At 64.4% G+C, this 21,245-nt stretch carries 28 protein-coding genes; 12 read left to right on the top strand and 16 right to left on the bottom strand.

Features of this window, described 5'->3' with window-relative positions; translation table 11 throughout:
- Positions 1-85: 85 nt before the first annotated feature.
- Positions 86-520: a dual specificity protein phosphatase gene (locus Har1129_RS13090; protein WP_191906198.1), complete on the bottom strand. Its 435-nt coding sequence runs from the start codon at positions 518-520 to the stop codon at positions 86-88.
- A gap of 225 nt (positions 521-745) precedes the next feature.
- On the opposite strand from Har1129_RS13090, the gene Har1129_RS13095 reads away from it, so the two are divergent.
- Complete coding sequence (locus Har1129_RS13095) at positions 746-1,174, top strand: iron-sulfur cluster assembly scaffold protein (RefSeq protein WP_151101059.1); 429 nt, start codon at positions 746-748, stop codon at positions 1,172-1,174.
- Between the two features lie 55 nt (positions 1,175-1,229).
- Entirely contained in the window at positions 1,230-1,994 is a 765-nt protein-coding gene (locus tag Har1129_RS13100; RefSeq protein WP_151101060.1) for a trans-aconitate 2-methyltransferase, read from the top strand.
- Positions 1,995-2,027: 33 nt separating this feature from the next.
- On the opposite strand, the gene Har1129_RS13105 is transcribed toward Har1129_RS13100, so the two are convergent.
- Positions 2,028-4,037 (bottom strand): heme-binding protein, encoded by a 2,010-nt coding sequence (locus Har1129_RS13105; protein ID WP_151101061.1) that lies wholly within the window; start codon positions 4,035-4,037, stop codon positions 2,028-2,030.
- Between the two features lie 123 nt (positions 4,038-4,160).
- Between Har1129_RS13105 and Har1129_RS13110 the strand changes: the two genes are divergently transcribed.
- Together Har1129_RS13110 and Har1129_RS13115 are read left to right on the top strand one after the other, a co-directional pair.
- The gene (locus Har1129_RS13110; protein ID WP_151101062.1) at positions 4,161-5,087 is read left to right on the top strand and encodes a S49 family peptidase; all 927 of its coding nucleotides are present in this window, start codon (positions 4,161-4,163) and stop codon (positions 5,085-5,087) included.
- A 1-nt stretch (position 5,088) separates the two neighbouring features.
- The gene (locus Har1129_RS13115; RefSeq protein ID WP_151101063.1) at positions 5,089-6,165 is read left to right on the top strand and encodes a DUF4350 domain-containing protein; all 1,077 of its coding nucleotides are present in this window, start codon (positions 5,089-5,091) and stop codon (positions 6,163-6,165) included.
- Between the two features lie 77 nt (positions 6,166-6,242).
- Here Har1129_RS13115 and Har1129_RS13120 read toward each other — a convergent pair whose 3' ends face one another.
- From Har1129_RS13120 to Har1129_RS13140, 5 genes are all read right to left on the bottom strand, one after another.
- A complete protein-coding gene (locus Har1129_RS13120; RefSeq protein WP_151101064.1) occupies positions 6,243-6,560 on the bottom strand; it encodes a DUF5783 family protein in 318 nt (105 codons plus the stop codon).
- A 42-nt stretch (positions 6,561-6,602) separates the two neighbouring features.
- Complete coding sequence (locus Har1129_RS13125) at positions 6,603-6,836, bottom strand: hypothetical protein (RefSeq protein WP_151101065.1); 234 nt, start codon at positions 6,834-6,836, stop codon at positions 6,603-6,605.
- Between the two features lie 95 nt (positions 6,837-6,931).
- Entirely contained in the window at positions 6,932-8,395 is a 1,464-nt protein-coding gene (locus Har1129_RS13130) for a DHH family phosphoesterase (RefSeq protein ID WP_151101066.1), read from the bottom strand.
- Between the two features lie 75 nt (positions 8,396-8,470).
- Complete coding sequence (locus Har1129_RS13135) at positions 8,471-9,022, bottom strand: hypothetical protein (protein ID WP_151101067.1); 552 nt, start codon at positions 9,020-9,022, stop codon at positions 8,471-8,473.
- Positions 9,019-9,276, bottom strand: a complete 258-nt coding sequence (locus Har1129_RS13140; RefSeq protein WP_151101068.1) for a hypothetical protein — start codon at positions 9,274-9,276, stop codon at positions 9,019-9,021. Before Har1129_RS13140 ends, Har1129_RS13135 begins: the two co-directional genes overlap by 4 nt.
- A gap of 216 nt (positions 9,277-9,492) precedes the next feature.
- Between Har1129_RS13140 and Har1129_RS13145 the strand changes: the two genes are divergently transcribed.
- The gene (locus Har1129_RS13145; protein ID WP_151101069.1) at positions 9,493-10,218 is read left to right on the top strand and encodes a PspA/IM30 family protein; all 726 of its coding nucleotides are present in this window, start codon (positions 9,493-9,495) and stop codon (positions 10,216-10,218) included.
- 34 nt (positions 10,219-10,252) lie between these two features.
- On the opposite strand, the gene Har1129_RS13150 is transcribed toward Har1129_RS13145, so the two are convergent.
- The 6 genes from Har1129_RS13150 to Har1129_RS13175 form a co-directional block, all read right to left on the bottom strand.
- Entirely contained in the window at positions 10,253-11,056 is an 804-nt protein-coding gene (locus tag Har1129_RS13150) for a uroporphyrinogen-III synthase (RefSeq protein ID WP_151101070.1), read from the bottom strand.
- Positions 11,056-11,817, bottom strand: coding sequence for a uroporphyrinogen-III C-methyltransferase (gene cobA / locus Har1129_RS13155; protein ID WP_151101071.1), 762 nt, complete (start codon positions 11,815-11,817; stop codon positions 11,056-11,058). Before cobA ends, Har1129_RS13150 begins: the two co-directional genes overlap by 1 nt.
- Positions 11,817-12,968, bottom strand: coding sequence for a hydroxymethylbilane synthase (gene hemC / locus Har1129_RS13160; RefSeq protein WP_151101072.1), 1,152 nt, complete (start codon positions 12,966-12,968; stop codon positions 11,817-11,819). The genes cobA and hemC overlap by 1 nt, the downstream gene beginning before the upstream one ends.
- Before the next feature lie 56 nt (positions 12,969-13,024).
- Positions 13,025-13,297 (bottom strand): hypothetical protein, encoded by a 273-nt coding sequence (locus Har1129_RS13165; protein WP_151101073.1) that lies wholly within the window; start codon positions 13,295-13,297, stop codon positions 13,025-13,027.
- A 66-nt stretch (positions 13,298-13,363) separates the two neighbouring features.
- Positions 13,364-13,909, bottom strand: coding sequence for a CDP-2,3-bis-(O-geranylgeranyl)-sn-glycerol synthase (locus Har1129_RS13170; protein ID WP_151101074.1), 546 nt, complete (start codon positions 13,907-13,909; stop codon positions 13,364-13,366).
- Positions 13,910-14,064: 155 nt separating this feature from the next.
- Positions 14,065-14,442 (bottom strand): NifU family protein, encoded by a 378-nt coding sequence (locus Har1129_RS13175; RefSeq protein ID WP_151101075.1) that lies wholly within the window; start codon positions 14,440-14,442, stop codon positions 14,065-14,067.
- A 144-nt stretch (positions 14,443-14,586) separates the two neighbouring features.
- Here Har1129_RS13175 and Har1129_RS13180 point away from each other — a divergent pair, with 144 nt between their 5' ends.
- Positions 14,587-15,111: a helix-turn-helix domain-containing protein gene (locus tag Har1129_RS13180; protein ID WP_151101076.1), complete on the top strand. Its 525-nt coding sequence runs from the start codon at positions 14,587-14,589 to the stop codon at positions 15,109-15,111.
- Positions 15,112-15,144: 33 nt separating this feature from the next.
- Here Har1129_RS13180 and Har1129_RS13185 read toward each other — a convergent pair whose 3' ends face one another.
- Complete coding sequence (locus tag Har1129_RS13185) at positions 15,145-15,618, bottom strand: DUF6789 family protein (RefSeq protein WP_151101077.1); 474 nt, start codon at positions 15,616-15,618, stop codon at positions 15,145-15,147.
- Between the two features lie 148 nt (positions 15,619-15,766).
- Between Har1129_RS13185 and Har1129_RS13190 the strand changes: the two genes are divergently transcribed.
- Entirely contained in the window at positions 15,767-16,339 is a 573-nt protein-coding gene (locus Har1129_RS13190) for a peroxidase-related enzyme (protein WP_151101078.1), read from the top strand.
- 30 nt (positions 16,340-16,369) lie between these two features.
- Here Har1129_RS13190 and Har1129_RS13195 read toward each other — a convergent pair whose 3' ends face one another.
- Positions 16,370-16,537, bottom strand: a complete 168-nt coding sequence (locus Har1129_RS13195; RefSeq protein ID WP_151101079.1) for a zinc ribbon domain-containing protein — start codon at positions 16,535-16,537, stop codon at positions 16,370-16,372.
- Positions 16,538-16,680: 143 nt separating this feature from the next.
- Between Har1129_RS13195 and Har1129_RS20640 the strand changes: the two genes are divergently transcribed.
- From Har1129_RS20640 to Har1129_RS13215, 5 genes are all read left to right on the top strand, one after another.
- Positions 16,681-16,818 (top strand): hypothetical protein, encoded by a 138-nt coding sequence (locus Har1129_RS20640; RefSeq protein WP_004964745.1) that lies wholly within the window; start codon positions 16,681-16,683, stop codon positions 16,816-16,818.
- A gap of 87 nt (positions 16,819-16,905) precedes the next feature.
- Positions 16,906-17,886, top strand: a complete 981-nt coding sequence (twy1, locus tag Har1129_RS13200; RefSeq protein ID WP_151101080.1) for a 4-demethylwyosine synthase TYW1 — start codon at positions 16,906-16,908, stop codon at positions 17,884-17,886.
- A gap of 196 nt (positions 17,887-18,082) precedes the next feature.
- Positions 18,083-18,781 carry a DUF120 domain-containing protein gene (locus Har1129_RS13205; RefSeq protein ID WP_151101081.1) on the top strand — a complete coding sequence of 233 codons (699 nt, stop codon included), beginning with the start codon at positions 18,083-18,085 and terminating at the stop codon, positions 18,779-18,781.
- Entirely contained in the window at positions 18,768-19,442 is a 675-nt protein-coding gene (ribB, locus tag Har1129_RS13210) for a 3,4-dihydroxy-2-butanone-4-phosphate synthase (RefSeq protein ID WP_151101082.1), read from the top strand. The genes Har1129_RS13205 and ribB overlap by 14 nt, the downstream gene beginning before the upstream one ends.
- A gap of 175 nt (positions 19,443-19,617) precedes the next feature.
- Positions 19,618-20,550, top strand: coding sequence for a branched-chain amino acid transaminase (locus tag Har1129_RS13215; protein ID WP_191906171.1), 933 nt, complete (start codon positions 19,618-19,620; stop codon positions 20,548-20,550).
- A gap of 20 nt (positions 20,551-20,570) precedes the next feature.
- Here the strand turns inward: Har1129_RS13215 and Har1129_RS13220 are convergent, their stop codons facing one another.
- Positions 20,571-21,230, bottom strand: a complete 660-nt coding sequence (locus tag Har1129_RS13220) for a DUF502 domain-containing protein (protein WP_151101083.1) — start codon at positions 21,228-21,230, stop codon at positions 20,571-20,573.
- Positions 21,231-21,245 lie beyond the last annotated feature (15 nt).

A 21,245-nucleotide genomic window follows, 5' to 3' on the forward strand; every position in this document is an offset into this window, starting at 1 on the left:
TGGACGTGAGCAGATGTGTTTCTTGCTTGACGCTCCGAATCGAATCGTCGCATCGTGCCACCGTCTCTGGCTCCCGAGAAGAAAGCTATAGGCAGTGGTCCGCAGCAAGGTAGATCACAGCTAGCTCGTACAGTGCGGGATTCGGCGTCGCAATCGGCCGAGCCGCCTGCACGTCCGCCAGCGCATCCGCGAGCGGCCGGCTTTCCTCAGCAGCGAGGGCGGTCGCAAGCAGCGTCGAACTCCGGGAAACGCCAGCCTTGCAGTGAATCAGTGCCGGACCGTCCGCTCGGACGAAGCGTCGGGCGGTATCGACGGCCGCCTCGAACGCCGGCCATTCGTTTCCCGGGCCGTCCGTGAGCGGGTGGTGGGCGGTCGTGAGCGGGTACGCCTCGCTCGTCGCCGAGAGGACGTGTTCGAACGACTGGTCGTGTGTCTCGGGTCGTGCCGCGTGCTTGTTCCCGAGGTACAGCGCCCGGTCGCCAATCTGTCGAAGCACCGGCGCATCGCTGACGAACCCCACGGGCCGAACAGCGGGGGTATCAGGGGCATCTGTACCCGGAGACAGGGCATCGTTCCCTTCCACAGAATGATAGAAACAGATAGCGACACTAAATCCTGCCGCTGCTGTACCGCCAGTCCGTCTGCTTGCACGGCCTTAGATGGCTATTGTGGCGAACGGACAGACAGCGTGCGAACAGATACCTCGGAACGTTTTTCCGACTGACAGCCGTATCATAGTTCAATTATGGGTATCGGTGGCTCGGACATGTACCGGCAGCAGATCCTCGATCACTACAAGAATCCCCGGAACTACGGGGAAATCGAGGACCCGACGTTTACCCACATCGGCGAGAACCCGATGTGCGGCGACGAGATACGGATGGACGTTGTCCTCGACGAAGACGAGGAGACCATCGAGCAGGTCGCCTTCCAAGGCGACGGCTGTGCCATCTCTCAGGCCTCCGCATCGATGCTTTCCAAGGAGCTAGCCGGGATGGCAGTCGAGGACCTCGAAGCGATGGATCGCGACGACATCACGGAGATGCTCGGCGTCGATATCTCGCCGATGCGAGTCAAGTGCGCCGTTCTCGCCGAGAAGGTGGCACAGGACGGCGCAGAGATCTACTTCGGCGAGAAGGACATCGACCGGACGACGACCGAAGACGACGACTGAGAACAACTCGCACTCCGCCGACATCTTTTCACCGCTGCCAGTCACCAGAGCCGATATGCCCGACAACGAGTGGGACCCCGACGACTACGACGGCGGCCACGGCTTCGTTGCAGAGTACGGAGCGGACGTGGTGGAACTGCTGGACCCCCAGTCAGGTGAGCTCGTCCTCGACATCGGCTGTGGCACCGGCCATCTGACCGCCGAAATCGCCGACTGCGGGGCTGACGTGGTCGGCATCGACGCCACCGAAGAGATGGTCACCCGCGCCCGGGAACAGAACCCCGAGCCGACGTTCGAAGTCGCCGATGCCCGGGAGTACGAGCCCGAAAGACGCTTCGATGCCGTGTTCTCGAACGCCGCACTCCACTGGATTCCGGGCGCGGACCACGACGCCGTCCTGTCGATGGTCGCCGATACACTGACCGATGACGGCCGCTTCGTCGCGGAGCTCGGCGGCGCTGGGAACATCACACGGGTCGAAACGGCTGTGCGGGCCGAACTCGCCGACAGGGGCTACGACACCGAGAATCCGTGGTACTTCCCGAGCGTCGGCGAGTACACGCCGCGGCTCGAAGCACACGGGCTGGAGGTCACTGCGGCGTGGCTGTTCGACCGGCCGACCACACTGGACGGGGGTCCCGCGGGTCTGCGCGAGTGGGTCGAGATGTTCGGCGACGAAGTTCTCGCTCCCGTGGACGACAGCGAACACGGTGCCGTTCTCAATGGAGTCGAGGAGCGCCTGCGGCCGGAGCTGTACGACGCAGAGACCGAGACGTGGACCGTCGATTACCGACGGCTGCGCTTCGTCGCCGGACGGTAATTCGGACGCGGGACAACGATGGGAGCCGGGCGCTTACGCGAGGAACACGTGCCGTGGTCGGTCTGCCAGCACGTCCCGGCCCCAGCTCACCGTCTCGGAGAACTCGTCGGACCGGAAGAAGGCCATCGCGTCCTCCTGTGAGTCCCACTGGCTCGCGATGAACATGTCGTTCTCGTCACCGTGGTTGAACAGCAGCGAGGTCTCACGGTGGCCGTCCATCTCTTCGAGCAGCCCGCCGACGGTGTCGAACTTCTCGACGAAGTCCTCGTGGTACTCGGGCTTGACGGTGTAGAACATCCCCATCGTCCCGAACCCGTCGCCCTCGCCGTGGCGACCGACGACGCCGGGGAGGTCGGTGAGGTAGTCGCTGGCGGTCCCCGCGGCGTCCTCGGTGTCCCAGAGCGACGCGACGGCCGAGCGGTCGCCCTCGCTGTCGCCGTACACCGTCGTCTTGACGTGGGTGTCGTAGCGGTCGAACGCGCTCCGGAGGTCTGTGACCTCCTCGTCGAGCGTCTCCGCGTCGGCTTCGGAGTACACGACCAGCGCGTACACGTCCTCGCCGTGTGGTTGCCCTGCGTAGACGCCCGCCGATTCGAGCGACTCGCGGATGGACTGTGACGATTCGGCGGTCTGTGCGTCGCTGCCGCCCTCGGTCTCTTCGCTCTCGGCCCCCTCACCGAGGGACCCGCCGAGCTGTTCGTCGACCCCGTCGATATCCTTCAGGAACCCGGCCGCCGTTTCGGCGGCGTCTTTCGCCGTCCAGATGCTGACGACGTAGGTCTGGCCGCTGTCAGCGCGCACGGTCGTCTGAACGTGGCGGTCGTAGTGGTCGAAGTTACTCTCGAGGTCGGACACGTCGTCGACGATGTCCTCCGCGTCCGCCGAGGAATGAAACACCAGCGCGTAGTCGCCGGCGTCGTAGGCGTCGCCCTCGTGCAGTCCCAGCCGACCGAGCCGCTGTGCGGCGTCATTGATCTCCTCGAAGTCAGCTGAGACATCTGGCCGGCCGCCCGAGCTACCTGACGATCCGGAGTCATCTTCCTCGGACGACTCCTCGGAATGGGGATGATCGCCCTCACCCGCGCTCCCGGGGTGGGCCCCGCCGTGACTGCCGGTGTCGCCGCCGGCGTGTGCCCCCGCCTGCGTATCGCCCGCCGATGGCTCTTCGGTGTGGCTATGACTCGCGCCGGTGTCAGCCGGAGCGTGCTCGTGTTCCGCAACGTCCGCCGGCGTCTCCGGGACCGACTCGTCGTCAGTCGGCACCCGCTGGCCAGCCAGAACGGCCGGCAACTCGGCGGGGTCGAACTTCCGGCCGACGTAAAACGGGCCGAACTCGGCGAACTGCGAGGTCGAGGGGTCGAATCGCATCTCGGTCAGCAGTTCCTTGATGTGGCGCATGTCGTCGCTCCAGAGGGTGATGCCCCACTCCCAGTCGTCGAAGCCGATAGAGCCGGCGATCATCTGACTCACTTCGCTGCCGTAGCCGCGACCGATGTCGCCGTGGCGCTTGATGTGGGCCGCCCGCTCCTCGAATGAGGTGTCGTACCAGTTTTGGTCCGGCTGGCGGCGCTTGCTCATCGGGTAGAAGCAGACGAACTCCTCGTCAGGCACGTCGGGGTGGAGCCGGGCCTGAATGTACTGGGCCAGCCCGGAGTCGTCGTCCACCTCGCCATCGAAGTACTCGCGTGACTTCTCGGTGTAGCCCGAGGCCTCCGTCACGGAAACGTAGGAGAACTCCTGTTCGGTGAAGGCGGCGAACTCCGTCTGCTCGAAGTGCCGTTCCGCAGCGTCGAGGTCACCCATCGTCGGCCGCAGGTGGAGGATCATGATGTCGGCCTTGTGACCCATGATGGTGTACACCGCCGTCTGGCCCTCCTCGGCGTCTTCGACGGCTTCGTACGCGTCGAGGAAGCCGATCCCCTCCGAGAGCGCACGGTCGCGGACTCGCTGGGGGGCCTCGCGCCAAGCATCCCAGTCGATACTCCGGCAATCGTGCAGCGCGTACCAGCCCTCTTCCGTGGCTGGCGGCTTTCGTTGATCCATAGCTGACGGTTGCAGGTCGACAGTAAGGAAACTTCTCATGTCGTGCTGGGACGGCGACTTCTGGGCCAGCAGTTCAGGCTGTGCTTTTATTAGTACGACGTGACAGCGAATCAATGTTGTCGCATGAACAACCCAATCGATAGACGGGTCGCAGCTGCCCTCCAATCATATACGGTACTTGCGGTTATCGCCATTCTCATTGGTGCCGCCGTCGTGCCGTATGCGGCGTCGGTCGCCGAGGGTGACGAACAGTACGTCGCTGTAGTGAACATCGACGAAACAATCTCCGGCTCTAGCTCACAGGACACGATACAGGAGCTCCGCGAGCTCCGCACCAACGAGTCAGTCGAAGCAGTCGTCCTCCGGGTATCGAGCCCCGGTGGGAGCGCCGCTGCCAGTGAATCGATGTATCTGGCGGTCAAGCGGCTTTCGGCTGAGAAGCCGGTGTACACGAGCGTCAACCAGTACGCCGCCTCCGGCGCGTACTACACTGCGGTCCCGAGCGACCGCATCTACGTGACGCCGGCCAGTATCGTCGGGCACGTCGGCGTTATCGGAACCGCGCCGAGTGACGGTCTGAGCGCCGCCGCCACAACTGGACCTGACAAGGCCCATCGAGGCATGACACGCGATGAGTACTACGCCAGTCTCGAATCGATGAAGCGGGCCTTCGTCGGTGCGGTCATGACCGAACGCGGTGACAGGCTCAAGGTCTCCCGCGAGACTGTCGCTGAAGCGTCAGCCTATCAAGGCGGTCGCGCCGTACAGACCGGCTATGCGGATGAAGTCGGTGGACTCGAAGCCGCGATAGCTGGTGCGGCCGAAGCCGCTGAACTCTCGGAGTATCAGGTCGTCTACCACAACCCCGCGGACCCACGGGGGCTGTTCCTTCTCACTGGCGGCAGTGAAGCCGGTGGGAACGCTACTGTCGCCGCCGAAGGCGCCCCGTACACGTTCCAGGGCGTCGACACAGTTCACTTCCTCATGATATACGGCACGCCGGAAAACCAGCAGGTCGTCTACAACAGCAGCGCACAGGGAGGTGCCTGAAATGTCAGCCGATAGATCACGTCCGAGTACGGTTGCCCGAGCAGGGTTTTTCATCGGTATACTCGTTCTTTCAGTAGTTGTCGGCACCGTCGCGATTGGCGGTGGTGGTCAGGCAGCCCCCGATGTCACTCAGGTGAACGCCCCGTCGTTCAACAGCGACAAGTCCGTCGCGACGCCGGCAGACGAGAGCGGTGAGCTCTCGATGTCGGCCGACGCGTCCGGGAAGGTCGTCGTTATCGACGTCGCTCACGCTGGCGATATCGACCGCGAAGCCCTCACGCCGCTTGTATCGACCCTGACCCAAAACGGAGCAACGGTGCGCTACCACGTCGGTGAACGACAGAGCGGAAGCCCGCTCAACGAGTCACTCCGTTCGGCTGACGCCTTCGTCGTCCTCGGTGCGGAACAACGCTACACCGAGAGCGAACTGAACGGTCTGACCGCATTCAGCGATGCAGGCGGTCGCGTGCTCTTGCTGAACGAGCCGTCACAGGCGAGTCCCGCCGGCTTTGGACTTTTCGGCCCGATTCGGTCGGATAGCGTAACCAACCCGATGTCCCCACTGGCGAGCCAGTACGGCCTCTCGTACGGGAACGGCTACCTGTACAACATGCACGAGTACGACACCAACTACCAGAACGTCTACGCGACGCCGACGGGCGATACGGCACTCACCGAAGGCGTCGACCGAGCGGTCTTCTACGCCGCGCTCCCAGTTCAGGGCGGTGACACCGCGCTCACGACCACGGAACAGACAACGCTCTCGAAGACCCGGCGACAGGACACGTACGGCGTCGTTGCCCGCTCGGGGAACGTCGTCACCGTCGGTGATACGAGCGTGTTCACACAGGAGTTCCTCTACCGGGCCGACAACGAGCAACTGGTCGGGAATCTGCTTGATTTCCTCGTCACGGGAGAGAAATCGCCCGCAAACGCACCACAACCACCAGAATCCGGTGATTCTGGACCCGGCGGCTCGCTCCCCGGGACCGGAATGGGCGGTGGCGGCGCACTACCATCTGAGCCGGACACAACCCCGGCATCCGAACCGAATGAGACCATGAGGTCCGACGAGTAGGGCGTCACCGCGACGTTCGTCGGATATACTGACAGAACAAGAGCAAAACAGCGATTGCCGAACCGCGGCCGGTGCAGTCAGTCGTCGATGTCGAACACGCGACGCAGTTCGCGCTCGATTTCGTCGATGTATTCGGAGAGTACGGCGTCGAGTTTCTCGTCGTCGACGATGACCGCCGAAAGCCGCTCTGTCGGGTTCTCGGGTAGTTCGACGCTGAACTCGCCGTCCTCGTAGAACGGTTCTGACTCGTTGAGGATTTGCTGGTCAATCGCGTGGACCAGTTCGGAGTCGTACGTGTCGTTCATCCGCTCGAAGGCGTTCTTGTAGGCCTTCTGGAGCTCCGGGAAGTAGTTCGCGTACTTGTCCTCGAACTTCTCGGGATCGAACTCTGTCATTGCCAGAACGGTACGGGGCTGGGGATAAAGATGACCCGATGTTCACCGTTGAATCGTGCGCGCGTCCTTCTGGGGGAGATACATCGTGAGATACGCAACGAAACAGATGCCGAAGATGCCACCCAGAACGAGAAAGACGCGGATATCTAGCCCGGCGATAGCGGTGATGATCTCTTGCAGCGTCGTCCGCGGGTTCGCGAAGCCAAAGGTCTCAGTGTAGGCTAACAGGCCGGCGACGACCACGAGCGCGAGATCGAACAGGCCCCGAGAGTCCATCGTGGGGTGTTCGGAGAAGCGGACGTATAGCTTTTATTGCTGATACCGGCTGCCGAGTGCTACTTCGCCGTACCGCTCGTTTTGCTGGGTTTCGGTTACGATAGTTGCTCGCTGATAATCTCGTCAGCCGCGTCGATGAACGCCGCTTCCTCACCAGCCGGAATGGTTGCGCCCGCCGCGATGTCGTGCCCGCCGCCATCGCCACCGACGGACTGGGCGGCGTCACGCATCACGACGGACAGGTCGACACCTCGGCCCACCAGCGGGCCGGTCGCCCGCGAGGACACCTTTGTCTCGTCCGCGTCAGTGCTGGCAAACGCGATGATGGGTTTGTCCGAATCGACGCCGTCGGTCCCCAGCGCCATCCCGGCGACGATGCCGACGATGGTCTCGCGGATGGCGTCACCGGCATCGAACCACTGAACCGTCCCGGCCTTGGTGACGCCGCGCTCCTTGACGAGCGTGAGTCCGTCCGAGAGGTTCCGGCGGTGGTTCGACAGCAGCGTCCGCGCCCGCGCAAGCGGCGCGTCGCGTTCGCCGAGACACACCGCCAGCCCCACATCAGCCCGTTCGTAGCGGGCCGTGGCGTTCAGCAGTGTCGAAAACTCGCTCGCGTCCCTGAGTTCCGTCCCGCGCGGTTCCGCAGTCAGTGTGTAGGTCGTGCCGATGAGCGTCTCTATCTTGTCGGCCGGGACGCCGCGCTCGACGGCACGCTGGACCAGCCCGCTGGCGACGGTCTGGCGCTCGTCGTCGGAGAGGTCCGCCCACGTTCGCCAGTCGCCGTCTGCTTGCAGGTCCAGACCGAGACCTTCGAGGAACCGCGTCGCGCCGGCCTGATCGTTCGAGATGCCCGGAATCGGGACCTCCGTGGCGTACTCAAGCAGCTTCGGCAGCGGCCGGGTCTGTTTGCCGTACAGCGAGAGGTCGGTCCCCTCTTCCAGCACGTCAGCGGCGACGCCCTCCTCGACGAGGCCGGCGTTGGCCCCGACAAGTTCGCCGCCGACGGCCTGCATGTCTCCGACTGCGCCGACGACTGCCAACGCGGCGAGATCGCGGTTGTCCGTGTCCTCCGTGTCGAGGGCGCGAGCGAGGACGTACGCCGCACCTGCACCTGAAAGCTCTGACGCGCCGTTGATCCCTTCGAGGAGTGGGTTGAGATGGGTCTCGAAGTCGGCGTAGCCGTCGGTGTCGACGACCGCATCGGGATGGCAGTCGGCCGGGTCCGCAGGCTGGTGGTGGTCGGCGATGACCGCCTCGAAGTCGTCGGCCGCGACGTGCTCGGAGATAACATCGAGCTGGCCCGAGCCGAAGTCAGTGAACAGGACGGTGTCGTACTCGCGGGCCGCAATGCTCTCGATTTCGGCGGCGTCGAGTTGCTTTTTGAACACGGTCTCGACGGGGATGCCGGCCCGCGACAGCGCCGCGGTGGCGATAGCGGCACTGGTCAGCCCATCGGCGTCGATGTGGGAGGCCAGCAACACGCGGTCGGCCTGCCGAAGTCGGTCGGCACATACCGCCGCGCGGTCCGCGAGCGCTGGAACGGGGCCGGTCGTAGTCATTGTACTGGTGATAGGTGCGCTCCGGGATAAAAACGTTCAGACGTGGAGTCGTTCACAGTGGTCTGATATGGCCAGTCAGGCGACCTTCCGCTGGTCAGTGAGTGAAACCGCCCGGTCGGCCGTCTCGACGGTCGTCCGGACGGTTATCCAGCCGCCCGCCCGTTCGATGGCGAAAGCGTCACCGAACGACAGGTCGACGCGCCGGGTCGTGGTGTAAGACCCCCCTACTTCGAGCGTGCCCACGTCCTCAGAGCCCTCCCAGACCACGTCACCGTCGGTCGAGTTGCCCGCATAGATCCGCGTATAGACGGTGACATCCTCGGCCGTGCTGTTTTGCTGGTTCGTCAGTGTGGAGGTCACGTCTCGGCAGGTCTGTCCGCACTCCTCGATGGCATCGACAGTGAACGTGAACGGCGGGGTGCTGGCCGCGCCGACAGCAGAACCAGCAGCACCCTCAGTGTTTGCGGTGCCGCTCTCAGTGGCTTCAGCGGTCCCCGTCGGGAACTCCGAGCGGTCCGAATCGCCGCTCTCCGCCTGAAACGGGCCGGTGCCGGCGACGAACGCCCCGCCGACGCCCGCAAGCAAGAGCACGACGACGATGCCAGCGGCGAGTAGCCTCCTGTTCATCGGCCTACGTCCCATCCTGTCGCCTCACTCATGCCCGGTCCCGGGCTGGCGTCGCTCCCGCCGGCGAGGAACTCCTGAATCGCTTCGATGATCGTCGTGACGAAGTCAGGGACCTGATCCGGGAGCCCGCTGGGCGGACCGACAGCGTCCGTTGTGTCGCCGGTGTCAAGCGCGGGCGCGGCTGAATCCGTCCCAGTCAAAAGCGTCAGCGCGAGTCCCAGCGTCCCAGCCGTCCGGAGTAGGGTTTGTGTCATCGTCACTTGTTCGTTGATTCCGGCACCCCATCAAGTAGTCAGACGGTAAGATCGAATAGCCGTGGATTTCCGTCGTTTTAGTCGGGTAAACTCGAATTAAATCGAGTAATACCCTGTTATTATAATGGTATCAACCATACGAGAGGACATGAGTGCTATCACGGCCGAGCCGCAGCCGGTGCCGAATCGAGTTATGTGTCCGGCGGAGCGGCCCCAATGAGCCTTCTCCGACGGTTTGCGTTTGCGATCCGCGCCAAGCTCAATGCCCTGCTAAACCGCACCTCGGACCCGACGGCGGAGCTAGACTACTCCTACGAGCAGATGCGGGACGAACTGCAGGACGTGACCCGCGGTGTCGCTGACGTGACCACGCAGAAGAAACGTCTGGAGATTCATCGCCAGCGGCTGCGGTCCAACGTCGAGAAACACGACACACAGGCCCGGGCTGCCCTACAGGAGGGGCGTGATGACCTCGCGCGCCGGGCGCTGGAAAAGAAGCAGGTGAACGTCAGCCAGATCACGGAGCTGACGGGCCAGATTGAGGACCTGCAGGAGACCCAAGACCGACTGGTCGGCAAGCGGGCCGAACTCAGCAGCCAGATCGAGCAGTTCCGCACGAAGAAAGAGACGATGAAGGCCCGCTATCAGGCCGCTGAGGCGTCAACACGGGTATCAGAGGCGTTTACCGGCGCGGGTGATACGATGGCCGACGTGCATCGCTCCATCGAGCGAGCGACAGAGCGCACGGAGCAGATGGAGGCGCGTGCGGCCGCGCTGGAGGAACTCGAAGCGAGCGGCCAGCTCGAATCCGTACTCGACGGGGGCGATTCAATCGATCAAGAACTCGACCGGCTGTCCAGCGAGCGCGCTGTCGAGAACGAACTGGCGACGCTGCGGGCCGAGATGGACGAGCGCGACGCCGTCGGAGAAGCGGCAGAATAGCATCACAGAGGCGTCAGAAGCGAGTCCAGATTCGTTACTCGTGGTGTGTCGGTGCGGCCGCTTCGACGGCCGCGCAGGCCAGCGCCTCGAAGTCGGCCTGCTCAGGAACGACATCGACCGAGATACCGGCGTCCTCAGCCGTCTCTCGTGTTGGCTCGCCGATAGCGCCGACCGTCGCCTCGTTCAGCCCGTCGATAGCGGCCTCGCGGACCCCGCGGTCCGCGGCCGCGTCGAGGAAGTGCTCGACAGTGAGCGAGGAGGTGAACAGCGCCGCGTCGAGGTCCCCGCTGGCAGCCAGTTCGGCGGACTTGCCCGACTCTGGGGGCCGGACCAGCCGGTACAGCACGGTTTCGTGGACGTACGCCCCGGCGTCCTCCAGCCCGTCGGTCAGCACGGCGGAGCCGTGGTCCGACCGGGCGACTTCGACTCGCGCGCCGGCCACCGCCCCGGCCAGCGTTTCGACCAGTCCAGTCGAAGAGTACTCCGCGGGGATGATGTCGACGCCGTAACCGGCCTCGTGGAGCGCCTCGGCGGTCGATTCGCCGATGGCGCACACCGTCGCCTCACCGGGGCCCCAGCCGGCCGCGGCGGCGAGTTCGACGCCGGTCTTGCTCGTCAGGACGACGTAGTCGGCGTCGGTACGCGGCACGACCGGGGTCTCGTCGACGTTACGCTCATCGCTATTGCCGCGGTCACCGGCCGCCGTCGCCGGTTCGACCGCCAGCATCGGGTCCGGCACCGGATCGGCACCGAGCGATTCCAGCAGTTCGACCGCGCCGTCGAGGCGGTCGTCGTCGGGGCGGAACGCGGCGACGCGAAGGCGGGGTTCCTCGCGCATCAGTACCCCTCCAAGAACTCTACCACCCGGTCGCGCTCGCCGGCCACGTCGCCGATGACGGTGATGGCAGGCGGTTCGATACCGGCCTCGTCACGGACCGAAACGATGGTGTCGAGGGTCCCGGTTGCGACCTGCTGGTCCGGCCACGTCGCGCGTTCGACGAGCGCCACGGGCGTGTCGGGGTCCATCCCCGCCTCGCGCAGGGCGTCGGTGTACTGGGGGAGTTTGCCGACGCCCATCAGAACGACGAGGGTGCCGCCGGTCGCCGCGAGCGCGGCCCAGTCGACGGCGGATTCGTCCTTCGTGGGGTCCTCGTGGCCGGTGACGAAAGACACAGAGGAGGTGTGGTCGCGGTGCGTGACCGGGATACCGGCCGCTTCGGGGCCGGCAATGGCGCTCGTGATGCCGGGGACGATTTCGACGGGAATCCCGTTGTCCGCGAGGTGGGCCAGTTCCTCGCCGCCACGGCCAAAGACGGTCGGGTCGCCGCCTTTCAGCCGGACGACAGTGTTACCCGCTTCGGCCAGTTCGACCAGCCGAGCGTTGGTGTACTCCTGAGGCGTCCACTCGCCGCCGGCGCGCTTGCCCACGTCCTCGCGTTTCTCCTCCGGAATCATCCCGATGATTTCGGGGCCGGGGAGCTTGTCGTGTAGCACTACGTCGGCGTCCTCCAGCAGGCGCTTTGCCTTGACCGTCAGCAGGTCCGGATCGCCGGGACCGGAGCCGACCAGATACACCTTGCCGGGCGCGGTATCCGTCATTATTCGTCTTCCTCTCGCGCCGTCGAGGCGTCGTCGTCAGCGTCTGTCGAGTCTCGCTTTGCCTCGGCGATGAGGTCGTCCGCGCCCTGCTCAGCGAGTTCGGCCGCGAGGTCCTGTGCCGCGTCGATGTGGTACTCGGCCGGGACGTCGCGACCGACCGAAACCTCCTCCGTGCCGTCCTGTGAGAGCACTCGGACCCGCGTGTGGACGACGCCCCCTTCCAGATGGGCGTGGACGCCGATAGGCGCGACGCAGCCACCGCCGAGTTCTTCGAGAATCGTCCGCTCGACGGTCGTTTCGACGCGCGTCTGTGGATCGTCGATCCGGTCTTTGATGTCCAGCGCGAGGTCGCCGTCGACGGCAGTAACTGCCAGCGCACCTTGTCCCGGAGCCGGCACGAACCGGTCGGGGTCGAGGTCGGCCATGCCGACGTAGCGCGTGAGCCCGGCCCGGTGGAGCCCCGCCTTCGCCAGCACGATAGCGTCGTACTCGGTGTCCGGGTCCCGTTCCATCGCCCGCCGTTCGAACTCGGTGAGGTCGTCGAACCACTCCTCGACGGTGCGGTCGTAGGGGTGTTCTGCTTCCTCGTCGGTATCGGGGTCGCCAGCGTCGCCCTTCCGCTCCTGTTCGGCCTCGTGGCGCTCTTGATGTTCCTGCTGGAGCGATGGGGCCAGCAGCTTCGCGAGACGCGTGTCGACGTTGCCCCGAAGCGGTTCGACGGTGAGGTCGTCGCGCTCAGCGAGCAGCTGTGCCTTGCGTCGAAGGCTCGACGTGCCGACGGTTGCCCCCTCCGGCAGTTCATCGAGCGAGCGGCCGTCGGGCGTCACCAGTACGTCCTCGGCGGCGGCCCGCTCGGGGACCGCCGCGACGACGAGGCTGTCAGGCCGTTCGGTCGGCATGTCCTTCATCGAGTGGACTGCCGCGTCGAGTTCGCCGTCGAGCACCTTCTCGTCGAGGCTGCGAACGAACGCCCCGGTTTTGCCCAGTCGGTGGATGAGTTCGTCCCGTATCTGGTCGCCCGTCGTCTCCACTTCGACGAGTTCGACCGAGAGTCGACGACTGCTCAGCGCGTCCCGGACCGTCGCCGCTTGGCGTAACGCGAGGTCCGAGCCCCGCGTCGCCAGTTGCAGTGTCTCCCCGCGTGTTGTCATACTCGACACTCCTCGGCCAGCGCGTAAAAACGCACTTCTTCGTCGATTCGATGTCGTTACGCAGTCGTCTCGGCGAGCACAGTTCCGAGCACCCACTGCGAGACGAACCCCGCGATGAACGTCGTCACGCCGCCGGCGACGAGGGCGAAGTCGATCAGTTCGGTGAGGGTGTCGACGGGACCGACGCTTACAGTGAGGACTACGTACGCGTGCAGGAGCACGTACATGACTGGTAGAAAGACCGCCGTACAGAGCACGCCGGCAGCCGTCGCGCGTCGGATGACCGGCGGGGCACGGCTAACGACCGGGAGGGAATCGGTCAGGGCCATCACAATTGGTGTTGTGTGCTATGAGTGTCGTTCTATGGGAGAACGCGACAGTAACGGCAGCCTCGGTTACCACGGCTCGTTTTTCAGGCCGAGCAGGTAGGCGATGCCGTTGGTGACGACGTGTAACACCGGCGTCGCAACGACGACGACGACCAGCACCGAGAGCGTGAACGTCCCAGTGAACCACGACGGCGCGGCCACGAACGCACAGAGCAACGCCCCGATGACGAAGTCCAGCTGGTCCAGCCCGGGAAAAGCCGCTCCGCGCTCGCGGCCCGTCCGACGTTTGAGGAAGGACGCGCCGATGTCCCCGAGCATCGCGCCGAAAGCGAGTCCAAGCCCTGCGCGGACCGGAAACGTCGGGAGGTCGGTTCCAAGTGCGGCGCTCACGCTTGGTGAGACCTGCGTGAGTCCAAGCGCGAGTAGCGTCCCGGCGACGGTGCCGATCAGCGTCCCGCGCCACGTCTTACCGTCACCCAGCACTCGCCGCCCGCCCCACGTTCGGCCACCGTCTATCGGTCTGCCGCCACCGGCGAGTACCGCGGCGTTGTTCGGGATATACGCCGGCAACATCGCCCACAGCGCCCAGACGACCGTGTCGACCGTCTCCATATCCTCGCGGTCTGGCCCCGTCGTCTTAATCTGTGTGACTCGCTGCTGCAGTGTTTGTCTCAGTCTCTGTAAACGCGAACACAGAGACAGCGACTCGCGCAGGCGGTTCCACACCTGCGGCTCACCACGGATCTAAGAAAGAGCGAGAGCTGACCTCAGAACGGCGCTTCGGGGCCTTCGTCTTCGTCGCCGCCGACATCGCCGCCGCGGGACTCGCCGGGGAACGAGGGGCTCATGCCGCCGCTGCCGCCGGCCATGCCTTCCTGCTGTTCCATCCCGGTTCGGGCGGTAACCTCGTTGATTTCCGGGATTTCCTTGGTCATGCGCGTCTTGATCGCCTGAATAGTCATCGGCGAGATGCCACAGCCGGAACAGGCACCGCCGAGGCGGATTGTGACGCTGCCTTCCTCGCGGTCGATCTCCTCGATAGCCGCGCTCCCGCCGTGCATCTGGATCTGCGGGAAGTTGCGGCGCAGGAAGTTCGTGATTCGCTCTCGAAGCTCGTCTCCGCCGTCGTCTGTCTCGGTGCTCATAGTGAATTGTATTCCGTCCCGGGAGGGCTTAGACCTTTGGACTAACATCTCTATCACGGGGGAGAAACCGTGACCCGCAAGGTCCCGTGTTGGTTACCCCGAACATACCTGAAGCTTCTACGGGCAGGGTGAGTAGCCCGACGTATGACTCCCTCAGCTGACGAAACGCGGCTGTTCGAGTGTGCGACCTGTGGCGGCGTCGGCATCGGCGACAACCGGCCGGAGTGCTGTGGCGAGCCAATGGCGGCGACCGAGACAGGGGACACGGCGGTCAGCGAGCCGTCTCTCGAAACCTTGCTACAGACCGTCTTCGAGATGTCCGGCACCGAACTGGACGTCTGTCTCTGCGTGATGGAGGGCGGTGAGCTGACCGTGGCGGAGCTGGCCGAGCAGATCGGTTACGACCGGAGCGTCGTTGCACGGCACCTCAACCATCTCGCCGACCTCGGTGTCATCGAGAAACGCCGGCGTATCAGGCCAGAAGGCGGCCATGTGTACGTCTATACGCCACAGCCGCCCGAAACAGTCCGGGAGCGGCTCCGCGAGGAGTTTCTAGCGTGGGTTCGGCTGGCGACCGCGCAGTTAGACGCCCTCCAGCGTGAGAAAGTCGAGGCGATAGCCGACGCCGAGACCGACGAGCGGCAGTGGACCGTGTTTCAGAAGCAGTAGCGGCGACCGCGACAGCTCAAGTACGGTCCAGCCTCAGATGCGGTCAGCGGTCACAGCGTAGACGACCGCGAGGACAGCGCCGTAGACGACGTGCCACAGCAGCGACGGCGGCGCGAAGTTCGGGAACGGCGGCGAGGCCGGCGAGCCGACGGCACCGAGCCAGATTGGCATCACGAGCGCCGCGAAGACGGCCCACGTGACGACGCCCCAGCCGACACCGAGCCCGAGCAGTTTGCCGGACGTGTCCAGATGCAGGGCACTCGCCAGCCCCGCGAAGGCCACGCCCATCACAGCCCCGTGCGAGAGGTGGACGACGAGACCAGCCGCCGGGCTCGGCGGCGGCGCGAGCCCGTACAGGGACGGGATTGCGACGGCGAGCGTCGCGGTGTTCATCACGAGAATCAACGCGCCCATGACGGCGCTTCCGGCGATACCGCCGAGCACGCCGGCTTTCCAGTTGCCGGTACCGACATCGTACGTCTGTGTCGTTTCTGTCGTCGTTGACATGCATGCGAACAGTCACGCCGTCTAGCAAAAGAGCCGGCGTGGCTGTTCGACCTCGTGCCACGTCCCCGGAAGAACTATACACCGGCTCTCGGCGGCCATGACTGGACAGGCAACCAACTTTCAAGCCGGGGCCGGACGGACAGATGGTATGGCAGACTCAGACACGGTGATGGCTCGGTTCGAGACGCCCGACATCGATGAGCTTCCCGAAGACCTACAGGAGCGCATCGCGGAGGAGACCGAGCGAGCCGGCTTCACGCCGAACATCTTCCCGGCGATGGCGTATCGCCCCTCGCATTTCCGGGCCTTTTTCGCCTACCACGATGCACTGGTCGAGGAGACAGCACTGGAACGCGAGGAAGTCGAGCTGATAATCGTCGCTGTCAGCGGCATCAACGACTGTCTGTACTGCATCGTCGCCCACGGCGCACTCCTGCGTATCTACGCTGATGCGCCAAAGCTCGCCGAGCAGGTCGCCGCAAATCACCGGACGGCCGATATCAACGAGACCCACAAGGCGATGCTCGATTTCGCAGTGAAACTAACTGAATCGCCTGCCCGTATCGAGGACGCGGACCTAGAGCGGCTGGAGGAACACGGCTACAGCCGCCGCGCAATCTGGGATATCGGCAGCGTCGCCGCCTTCTTCAACCTCTCGAACCGCCTCGCACAGCTCGCCGACATCCGCCCGAACGACGAGTTCTACAACCTCGGCCGCTGAGGGGCGGCCGCGTGCCGACCACGGCCCGCCTCACGCCGCCTCGGCCGGTCGCACTGTCTCAGCGCCACAGTCCGGGCAGGTCAGGTCCTCGACCGTCGCCGCGCGCTGGGCAAACTCGGTCCCGCAGTCGTCACAGAGGAATCGGTAGTGCTGTTCTCCGGAGTCGAATAGCTCGGAGACTGTGTTAAACACACCCATACTAGTACACTCAGCGTCAAAGCCCCAAAATCTTCCGGCTGAGATACATCTTCGTCGGAGTTTAATACATATAGCATACCTCACAGCGCGTATCTATACACCTAGTAGTTCCGGTCTTGCCTATCAGGGGCATCCACAGATGTATGAACAAAACACTCTACCTGATGCAGAAGGACAGCGAAACCCGGATCGAAGTCGACGACGACGGCTACGACCGGATCATGGAAAACGGGAACGTCGTCGGCCACCACATGAGCAACCCCATCGTCAAACTGACGTAAGCCGGCACGCACACCACAGTCCAGAAGTATCGTGGCTGACGCACAACATCCGGGAGTTTTTGCCGCTGGCTGTTGAAGCCGACAGCAATGAGTGACGCGGACGGCGGTCCGAAACAGGTCTCGGACCCGGCCTACCACAGCGAGAACCACACGGCCGCCCAGACCTGCGGCTGGACCAAAAACGCCCTGCGCGGCGAGGGGAAGTGTTACAAGTACATCTTCTACGGTATCGAGTCCCACCGCTGCATCCAGATGACGCCGGTCGTCAAATGCAACGAGCGGTGCGTGTTCTGCTGGCGTGACCACGCCGGCCACGCCTACGAACTCGGTGACGTGGAGTGGGACGACCCCGCGGCGGTGGCCGACGCCTCCGTCGAACTCCAGCGGAAACTCCTCTCCGGCTTCGGCGGCAACGACGAGGTCCCACGCGAGGTGTTTGATCAGGCGATGGAACCGCGCCACGTCGCCATTTCGCTGGACGGCGAGCCGACGCTGTACCCCCACCTACCGGAACTCATCGAGGAGTTCCACGACCGCGATATCACCACGTTCCTCGTCTCTAACGGGACCAACACGGAGATGCTGGAGCGGTGTGACCCGACGCAACTGTACGTCTCCGTCGACGCCGCTGACCGGGGGACGTTCGATTCGACGGTGCAGGCGATGGAAGACGACGCTTGGGACTCGCTCATCGACACGCTGGACGTGCTCGCCGAGAAGGACGACACTCGTACCGTCATCCGGACGACGCTGGTCAAGGGCCACAACATGCACCACCCCGAGTGGTACGCGGCGATGTGTGACCGGGCTGACGCGGACTTCGTCGAGATGAAGGCGTACATGCACGTCGGCCATTCGCGGGGCCGTCTCGACCGCGACTCGATGCCCGACCACAGCGAGGTCCGGGCGTTCACACAGGAGATGGGTGAGTACCTGCCCAACCACGACGTGCTGAAAGAGGTCGAGGACTCCCGCGTGACGATGCTCGCCGAAGACGAGAACACGTGGGTCCCGAAACTGGAGAAATCGAGCGAGTTCTGGGAACAGGACGCGCTCGTGGACTACTAGCTGCAACGGCGATAGGGAAGCGCAATCACAGCAGTGTGATGAGACTGAACGTGTTAGGCAGCGGTTTAAATTGTGTTCGTGACGGAGCGTTAGGCGCGCTTCTGCTACCAACCCTATACCAGTTTTTTGCCGTTCCAAAAGTGGAATGCATTCCACCTTCGGTATGCTTATCCGGCGGGAATCCCTACCTGACTGCATGGCTGAATCAACGGGACAGGGCGTCGGTCGGGACGAGCTGGCGACGCTGAAACTGCTCGCCCTCGACGGGGCGCTCGACGAGTCGACGAAAGTGTCCTGTGCCGATCTCGCGGAACGGCTGGACGCCTCGAACCAGACTGCCTCGCGGCGGCTCCAGCGGCTTGAAGACGCCGGACTGCTGGCCCGGGACATTGTGAGCGACGGGCAGGAGGTCGAGCTCACTGGGGACGGCGAACGGCGTCTCCAGTCTGAGTACGCCGACTACCGGCGCATCTTCGAAGCCGACGCCAGCGTCGACCTGACCGGCGTCGTCACCTCGGGAATGGGCGAAGGGCGTCACTACATCACGCTGCCGGGCTACATGGAGCAGTTCATCGAACGGCTGGGGTACGAGCCGTTTGCAGGCACGCTCAACCTCGAACTTACGTCCGAAAGCGTCCGCAGGCGAGCGCGGATGAGCGCTATCGAGCCCGTCACCATCGAGGGCTGGGAGGACGACGAGCGGACGTACGGCCCTGCGTACTGCTACCCCGCCTCGATAGAGGGGAGCGACGGCGAGTACGAGCCGGCCCACGTCATCGCGCCCGAGCGGACCCACCACGGCGAGGAACAGCTCGAAGTGATCGCACCAGAGAAGCTCCGCGAGGTGCTGGAACTGGCCGACGGTGACGAGGTGATCGTCCATGTCTCGGAGTGAGGACACTGCCGTCGACGCCGACAGCGTGGCCGACGCTGTCGCCGCTTTCACCCGCGGCGAGCCAGTGCTCGTCCACGACGCCGCCGACCGCGAAGGCGAGACGGACCTCGTCTATCCGGCGGGTGCCGTCACCCCCGGAGCCGTCGCCCGGATGCGGAACGACGCCGGCGGCCTCGTCTGTGTTGCCCTCTCGGACCGCGTCGCCGACGCGCTGGAACTGCCGTTCATGCAGGAGGTCCTCGACCACCCCACCGCGGCCGACCACGACCTCGCGTACGACGAGCGCTCCTCGTTCTCGCTGACGGTGAACCACCGCGACACGTTCACCGGGATTACCGATGAGGACCGCTCGCTGACGATTCAGGAACTGGCCGCCGTCGCGACCGACCCCGACCCCGAGGCCTTCAGCGAGGCGTTCCGGTCGCCGGGCCACGTCCACCTTCTCCGAGCGGCCCCGGACGGCCTGTCCGACCGCGAAGGCCACACCGAACTCGCGCTCGCGCTCGCGGCCGCGGCCGACCTGCCCGAGGCCGCCGTCGTCTGTGAAATGCTGGACGACGAGACCGGCGCGGCGCTGCCCCCGGCGGCGGCGCGGGCCTACGCCGACCGCGAGGGCCTCGTGTACGTCGAAGGCGCAAGCCTGCTAGAGCGGTTCGACTGAGCCAGCGCCTGTCAGGGCAACAGCACAGTACTGCGTCGGTTCGGTGACGGAATCTCTTCGGACCGTCAACACTCTTAACCACGGGAATCAATGGGGTAAATATGACACACGACGAGACAGCAGGAGGCATCACCCACGGGCACCGCAACTGTCGACTTACCGAGGGGGTCGTTCGATGAGCGACCGTCCGGAGATGTTCGAAGGGACCGACCGGATTTGGATGGACGGCGAGTTCGTCGACTTCGAGGACGCACAGACCCACGTTCTCACGCACGCGCTGCATTACGGCACCGGCGTCTTCGAGGGCGTCCGCTGTTATGACACCGAGCAGGGACCGGCCATCTTCCGCTGGGAAGAGCACTTGGACCGCCTGTACAAGTCCGCGAAACCCTACGACCTCGACATCGAGTTCGGCAAGGACGAACTCACCGAAGCGACGACGGAACTCATCGAGACGGAAGGGTTCGAGTCGTGTTACATCCGCCCCATCGTCTACTACGGCTTCGACTCACTGGGTGTGAGCCCGAAGGACTGCCCGACAAAGACAACCATCGCAGCGTGGCCGTGGGGCGCGTATCTCGGCGAGGAAGCGCTGGAGGAAGGCGTCGACGTGATGGTGTCGTCCTGGCGTAAACACGCCTCCAGCCAGATTCCGACCAACATCAAGACGACCGGCCTGTACGTCAACAGCATGCTCGCCGGCGAGGAGGCCCGCCGGAACGGCTACACCGAGGCCATCGTCCTGAACAAGGAGGGCAACGTCGCCGAAGGCCCCGGTGAGAACATCTTCATGGTCCGGGACGGCGAAATCTACACGCCCGGGCTGGCCGAGAGCATCCTCGAAGGCATCACCCGCAACACCGCAATCACGCTCGCCGAGGAGATGGGCTACACTGTCCACGAGGAGGCAACGATCTCCCGCGGGGAACTGTACACCGCCGACGAACTGTTCTTTACCGGTACGGCAGCGGAGGTCACCCCCATCCGGAGCGTCGACGACAACGAGATCGGCGAAGGGACCAAGGGACCGGTCACCGACGAGATCCAGTCGGCCTTCTTCGACGTAATCGAGAGCGGCGACCGCGAAGAGTGGTTCCACTACGTCTGAGAGCGCGGTGAGCGGCGCTGTTAGTCGTCCGCGAGGTCGTCCTCGTCGGCGACCGGAATCGGCGTGGCGTTGCTCCGATCAGTATCGCCGAAGCCAGCGCTGAGGATGCGTGTCAACGCCTCTTCGACGCGTTCGTCGACTTCCTCGTAGCGGTGGGGCTCGACCTCAACGACGAAACCGGTCGTGATGTTCGGTGCTGTCGGGAGAAAGAGCACGTCCCGTCCGTCGTCGGTCGTCTGACCCGTTTTGAACGCCGTCATCCGCATCCCGTTCCACACTTCGAGTTTCACCGGCGACTGGAGGTCTTCGGTCCCCGAGACGGCCGTTTCGACCGCCATCTTCGAAGCGTTGTACACCACCCGGAGCCCGGGGACGTGATTCATCGCGTCATCGATAGCCCGTTCGACGATGTCGCCGAAGGCCGTCCGCATCAGATAGCCGATGGAGAACACGATGAGGATGAAGATAATCAGCGTCGTGAACACCCGAGCGAGTTCGACAGACGACGTTCCCGAGGGGAGACCGAGCGCCGATAGCAGTTTGGCGTCAATCGCCGGGATAACCGCCGCGGACGCGAGGATAGAGTAGAGATAGATGATAACGTAAACCGTCACCAGCAGCGGTAACAGGATAATAAGGCCGCTCGCGAAATCGCGCTTCCACGACGTTGAGGAGGCCATACAGGTACGTATCGG

Source organism: Haloarcula sp. CBA1129, assembly GCF_008729015.1.
GTDB lineage: Archaea > Halobacteriota > Halobacteria > Halobacteriales > Haloarculaceae > Haloarcula.

Coding starts and splice junctions, on each gene's coding strand:
- Har1129_RS13195 (WP_151101079.1), bottom strand. CDS start 16,537: ATGGGTGTGTTTAACACAGTCTCCGAGCTATTCGACTCCGGAGAACAG.
- Har1129_RS13150 (WP_151101070.1), bottom strand. CDS start 11,056: ATGCGCGAGGAACCCCGCCTTCGCGTCGCCGCGTTCCGCCCCGACGAC.
- Har1129_RS13175 (WP_151101075.1), bottom strand. CDS start 14,442: ATGAGCACCGAGACAGACGACGGCGGAGACGAGCTTCGAGAGCGAATC.
- Har1129_RS13120 (WP_151101064.1), bottom strand. CDS start 6,560: ATGACAGAGTTCGATCCCGAGAAGTTCGAGGACAAGTACGCGAACTAC.
- Har1129_RS13125 (WP_151101065.1), bottom strand. CDS start 6,836: ATGGACTCTCGGGGCCTGTTCGATCTCGCGCTCGTGGTCGTCGCCGGC.
- Har1129_RS13095 (WP_151101059.1), top strand. CDS start 746: ATGGGTATCGGTGGCTCGGACATGTACCGGCAGCAGATCCTCGATCAC.
- Har1129_RS13115 (WP_151101063.1), top strand. CDS start 5,089: ATGTCAGCCGATAGATCACGTCCGAGTACGGTTGCCCGAGCAGGGTTT.
- Har1129_RS13110 (WP_151101062.1), top strand. CDS start 4,161: ATGAACAACCCAATCGATAGACGGGTCGCAGCTGCCCTCCAATCATAT.
- Har1129_RS13165 (WP_151101073.1), bottom strand. CDS start 13,297: ATGGCCCTGACCGATTCCCTCCCGGTCGTTAGCCGTGCCCCGCCGGTC.
- Har1129_RS13145 (WP_151101069.1), top strand. CDS start 9,493: ATGAGCCTTCTCCGACGGTTTGCGTTTGCGATCCGCGCCAAGCTCAAT.
- Har1129_RS13140 (WP_151101068.1), bottom strand. CDS start 9,276: ATGACACAAACCCTACTCCGGACGGCTGGGACGCTGGGACTCGCGCTG.
- Har1129_RS13130 (WP_151101066.1), bottom strand. CDS start 8,395: ATGACTACGACCGGCCCCGTTCCAGCGCTCGCGGACCGCGCGGCGGTA.
- Har1129_RS13180 (WP_151101076.1), top strand. CDS start 14,587: ATGACTCCCTCAGCTGACGAAACGCGGCTGTTCGAGTGTGCGACCTGT.
- Har1129_RS13105 (WP_151101061.1), bottom strand. CDS start 4,037: ATGGATCAACGAAAGCCGCCAGCCACGGAAGAGGGCTGGTACGCGCTG.
- Har1129_RS13215 (WP_191906171.1), top strand. CDS start 19,618: ATGAGCGACCGTCCGGAGATGTTCGAAGGGACCGACCGGATTTGGATG.
- Har1129_RS20640 (WP_004964745.1), top strand. CDS start 16,681: ATGAACAAAACACTCTACCTGATGCAGAAGGACAGCGAAACCCGGATC.
- Har1129_RS13190 (WP_151101078.1), top strand. CDS start 15,767: ATGGCAGACTCAGACACGGTGATGGCTCGGTTCGAGACGCCCGACATC.
- Har1129_RS13205 (WP_151101081.1), top strand. CDS start 18,083: ATGGCTGAATCAACGGGACAGGGCGTCGGTCGGGACGAGCTGGCGACG.
- hemC (WP_151101072.1), bottom strand. CDS start 12,968: ATGACAACACGCGGGGAGACACTGCAACTGGCGACGCGGGGCTCGGAC.
- Har1129_RS13135 (WP_151101067.1), bottom strand. CDS start 9,022: ATGAACAGGAGGCTACTCGCCGCTGGCATCGTCGTCGTGCTCTTGCTT.
- ribB (WP_151101082.1), top strand. CDS start 18,768: ATGTCTCGGAGTGAGGACACTGCCGTCGACGCCGACAGCGTGGCCGAC.
- cobA (WP_151101071.1), bottom strand. CDS start 11,817: ATGACGGATACCGCGCCCGGCAAGGTGTATCTGGTCGGCTCCGGTCCC.
- Har1129_RS13220 (WP_151101083.1), bottom strand. CDS start 21,230: ATGGCCTCCTCAACGTCGTGGAAGCGCGATTTCGCGAGCGGCCTTATT.
- twy1 (WP_151101080.1), top strand. CDS start 16,906: ATGAGTGACGCGGACGGCGGTCCGAAACAGGTCTCGGACCCGGCCTAC.
- Har1129_RS13170 (WP_151101074.1), bottom strand. CDS start 13,909: ATGGAGACGGTCGACACGGTCGTCTGGGCGCTGTGGGCGATGTTGCCG.
- Har1129_RS13100 (WP_151101060.1), top strand. CDS start 1,230: ATGCCCGACAACGAGTGGGACCCCGACGACTACGACGGCGGCCACGGC.
- Har1129_RS13185 (WP_151101077.1), bottom strand. CDS start 15,618: ATGTCAACGACGACAGAAACGACACAGACGTACGATGTCGGTACCGGC.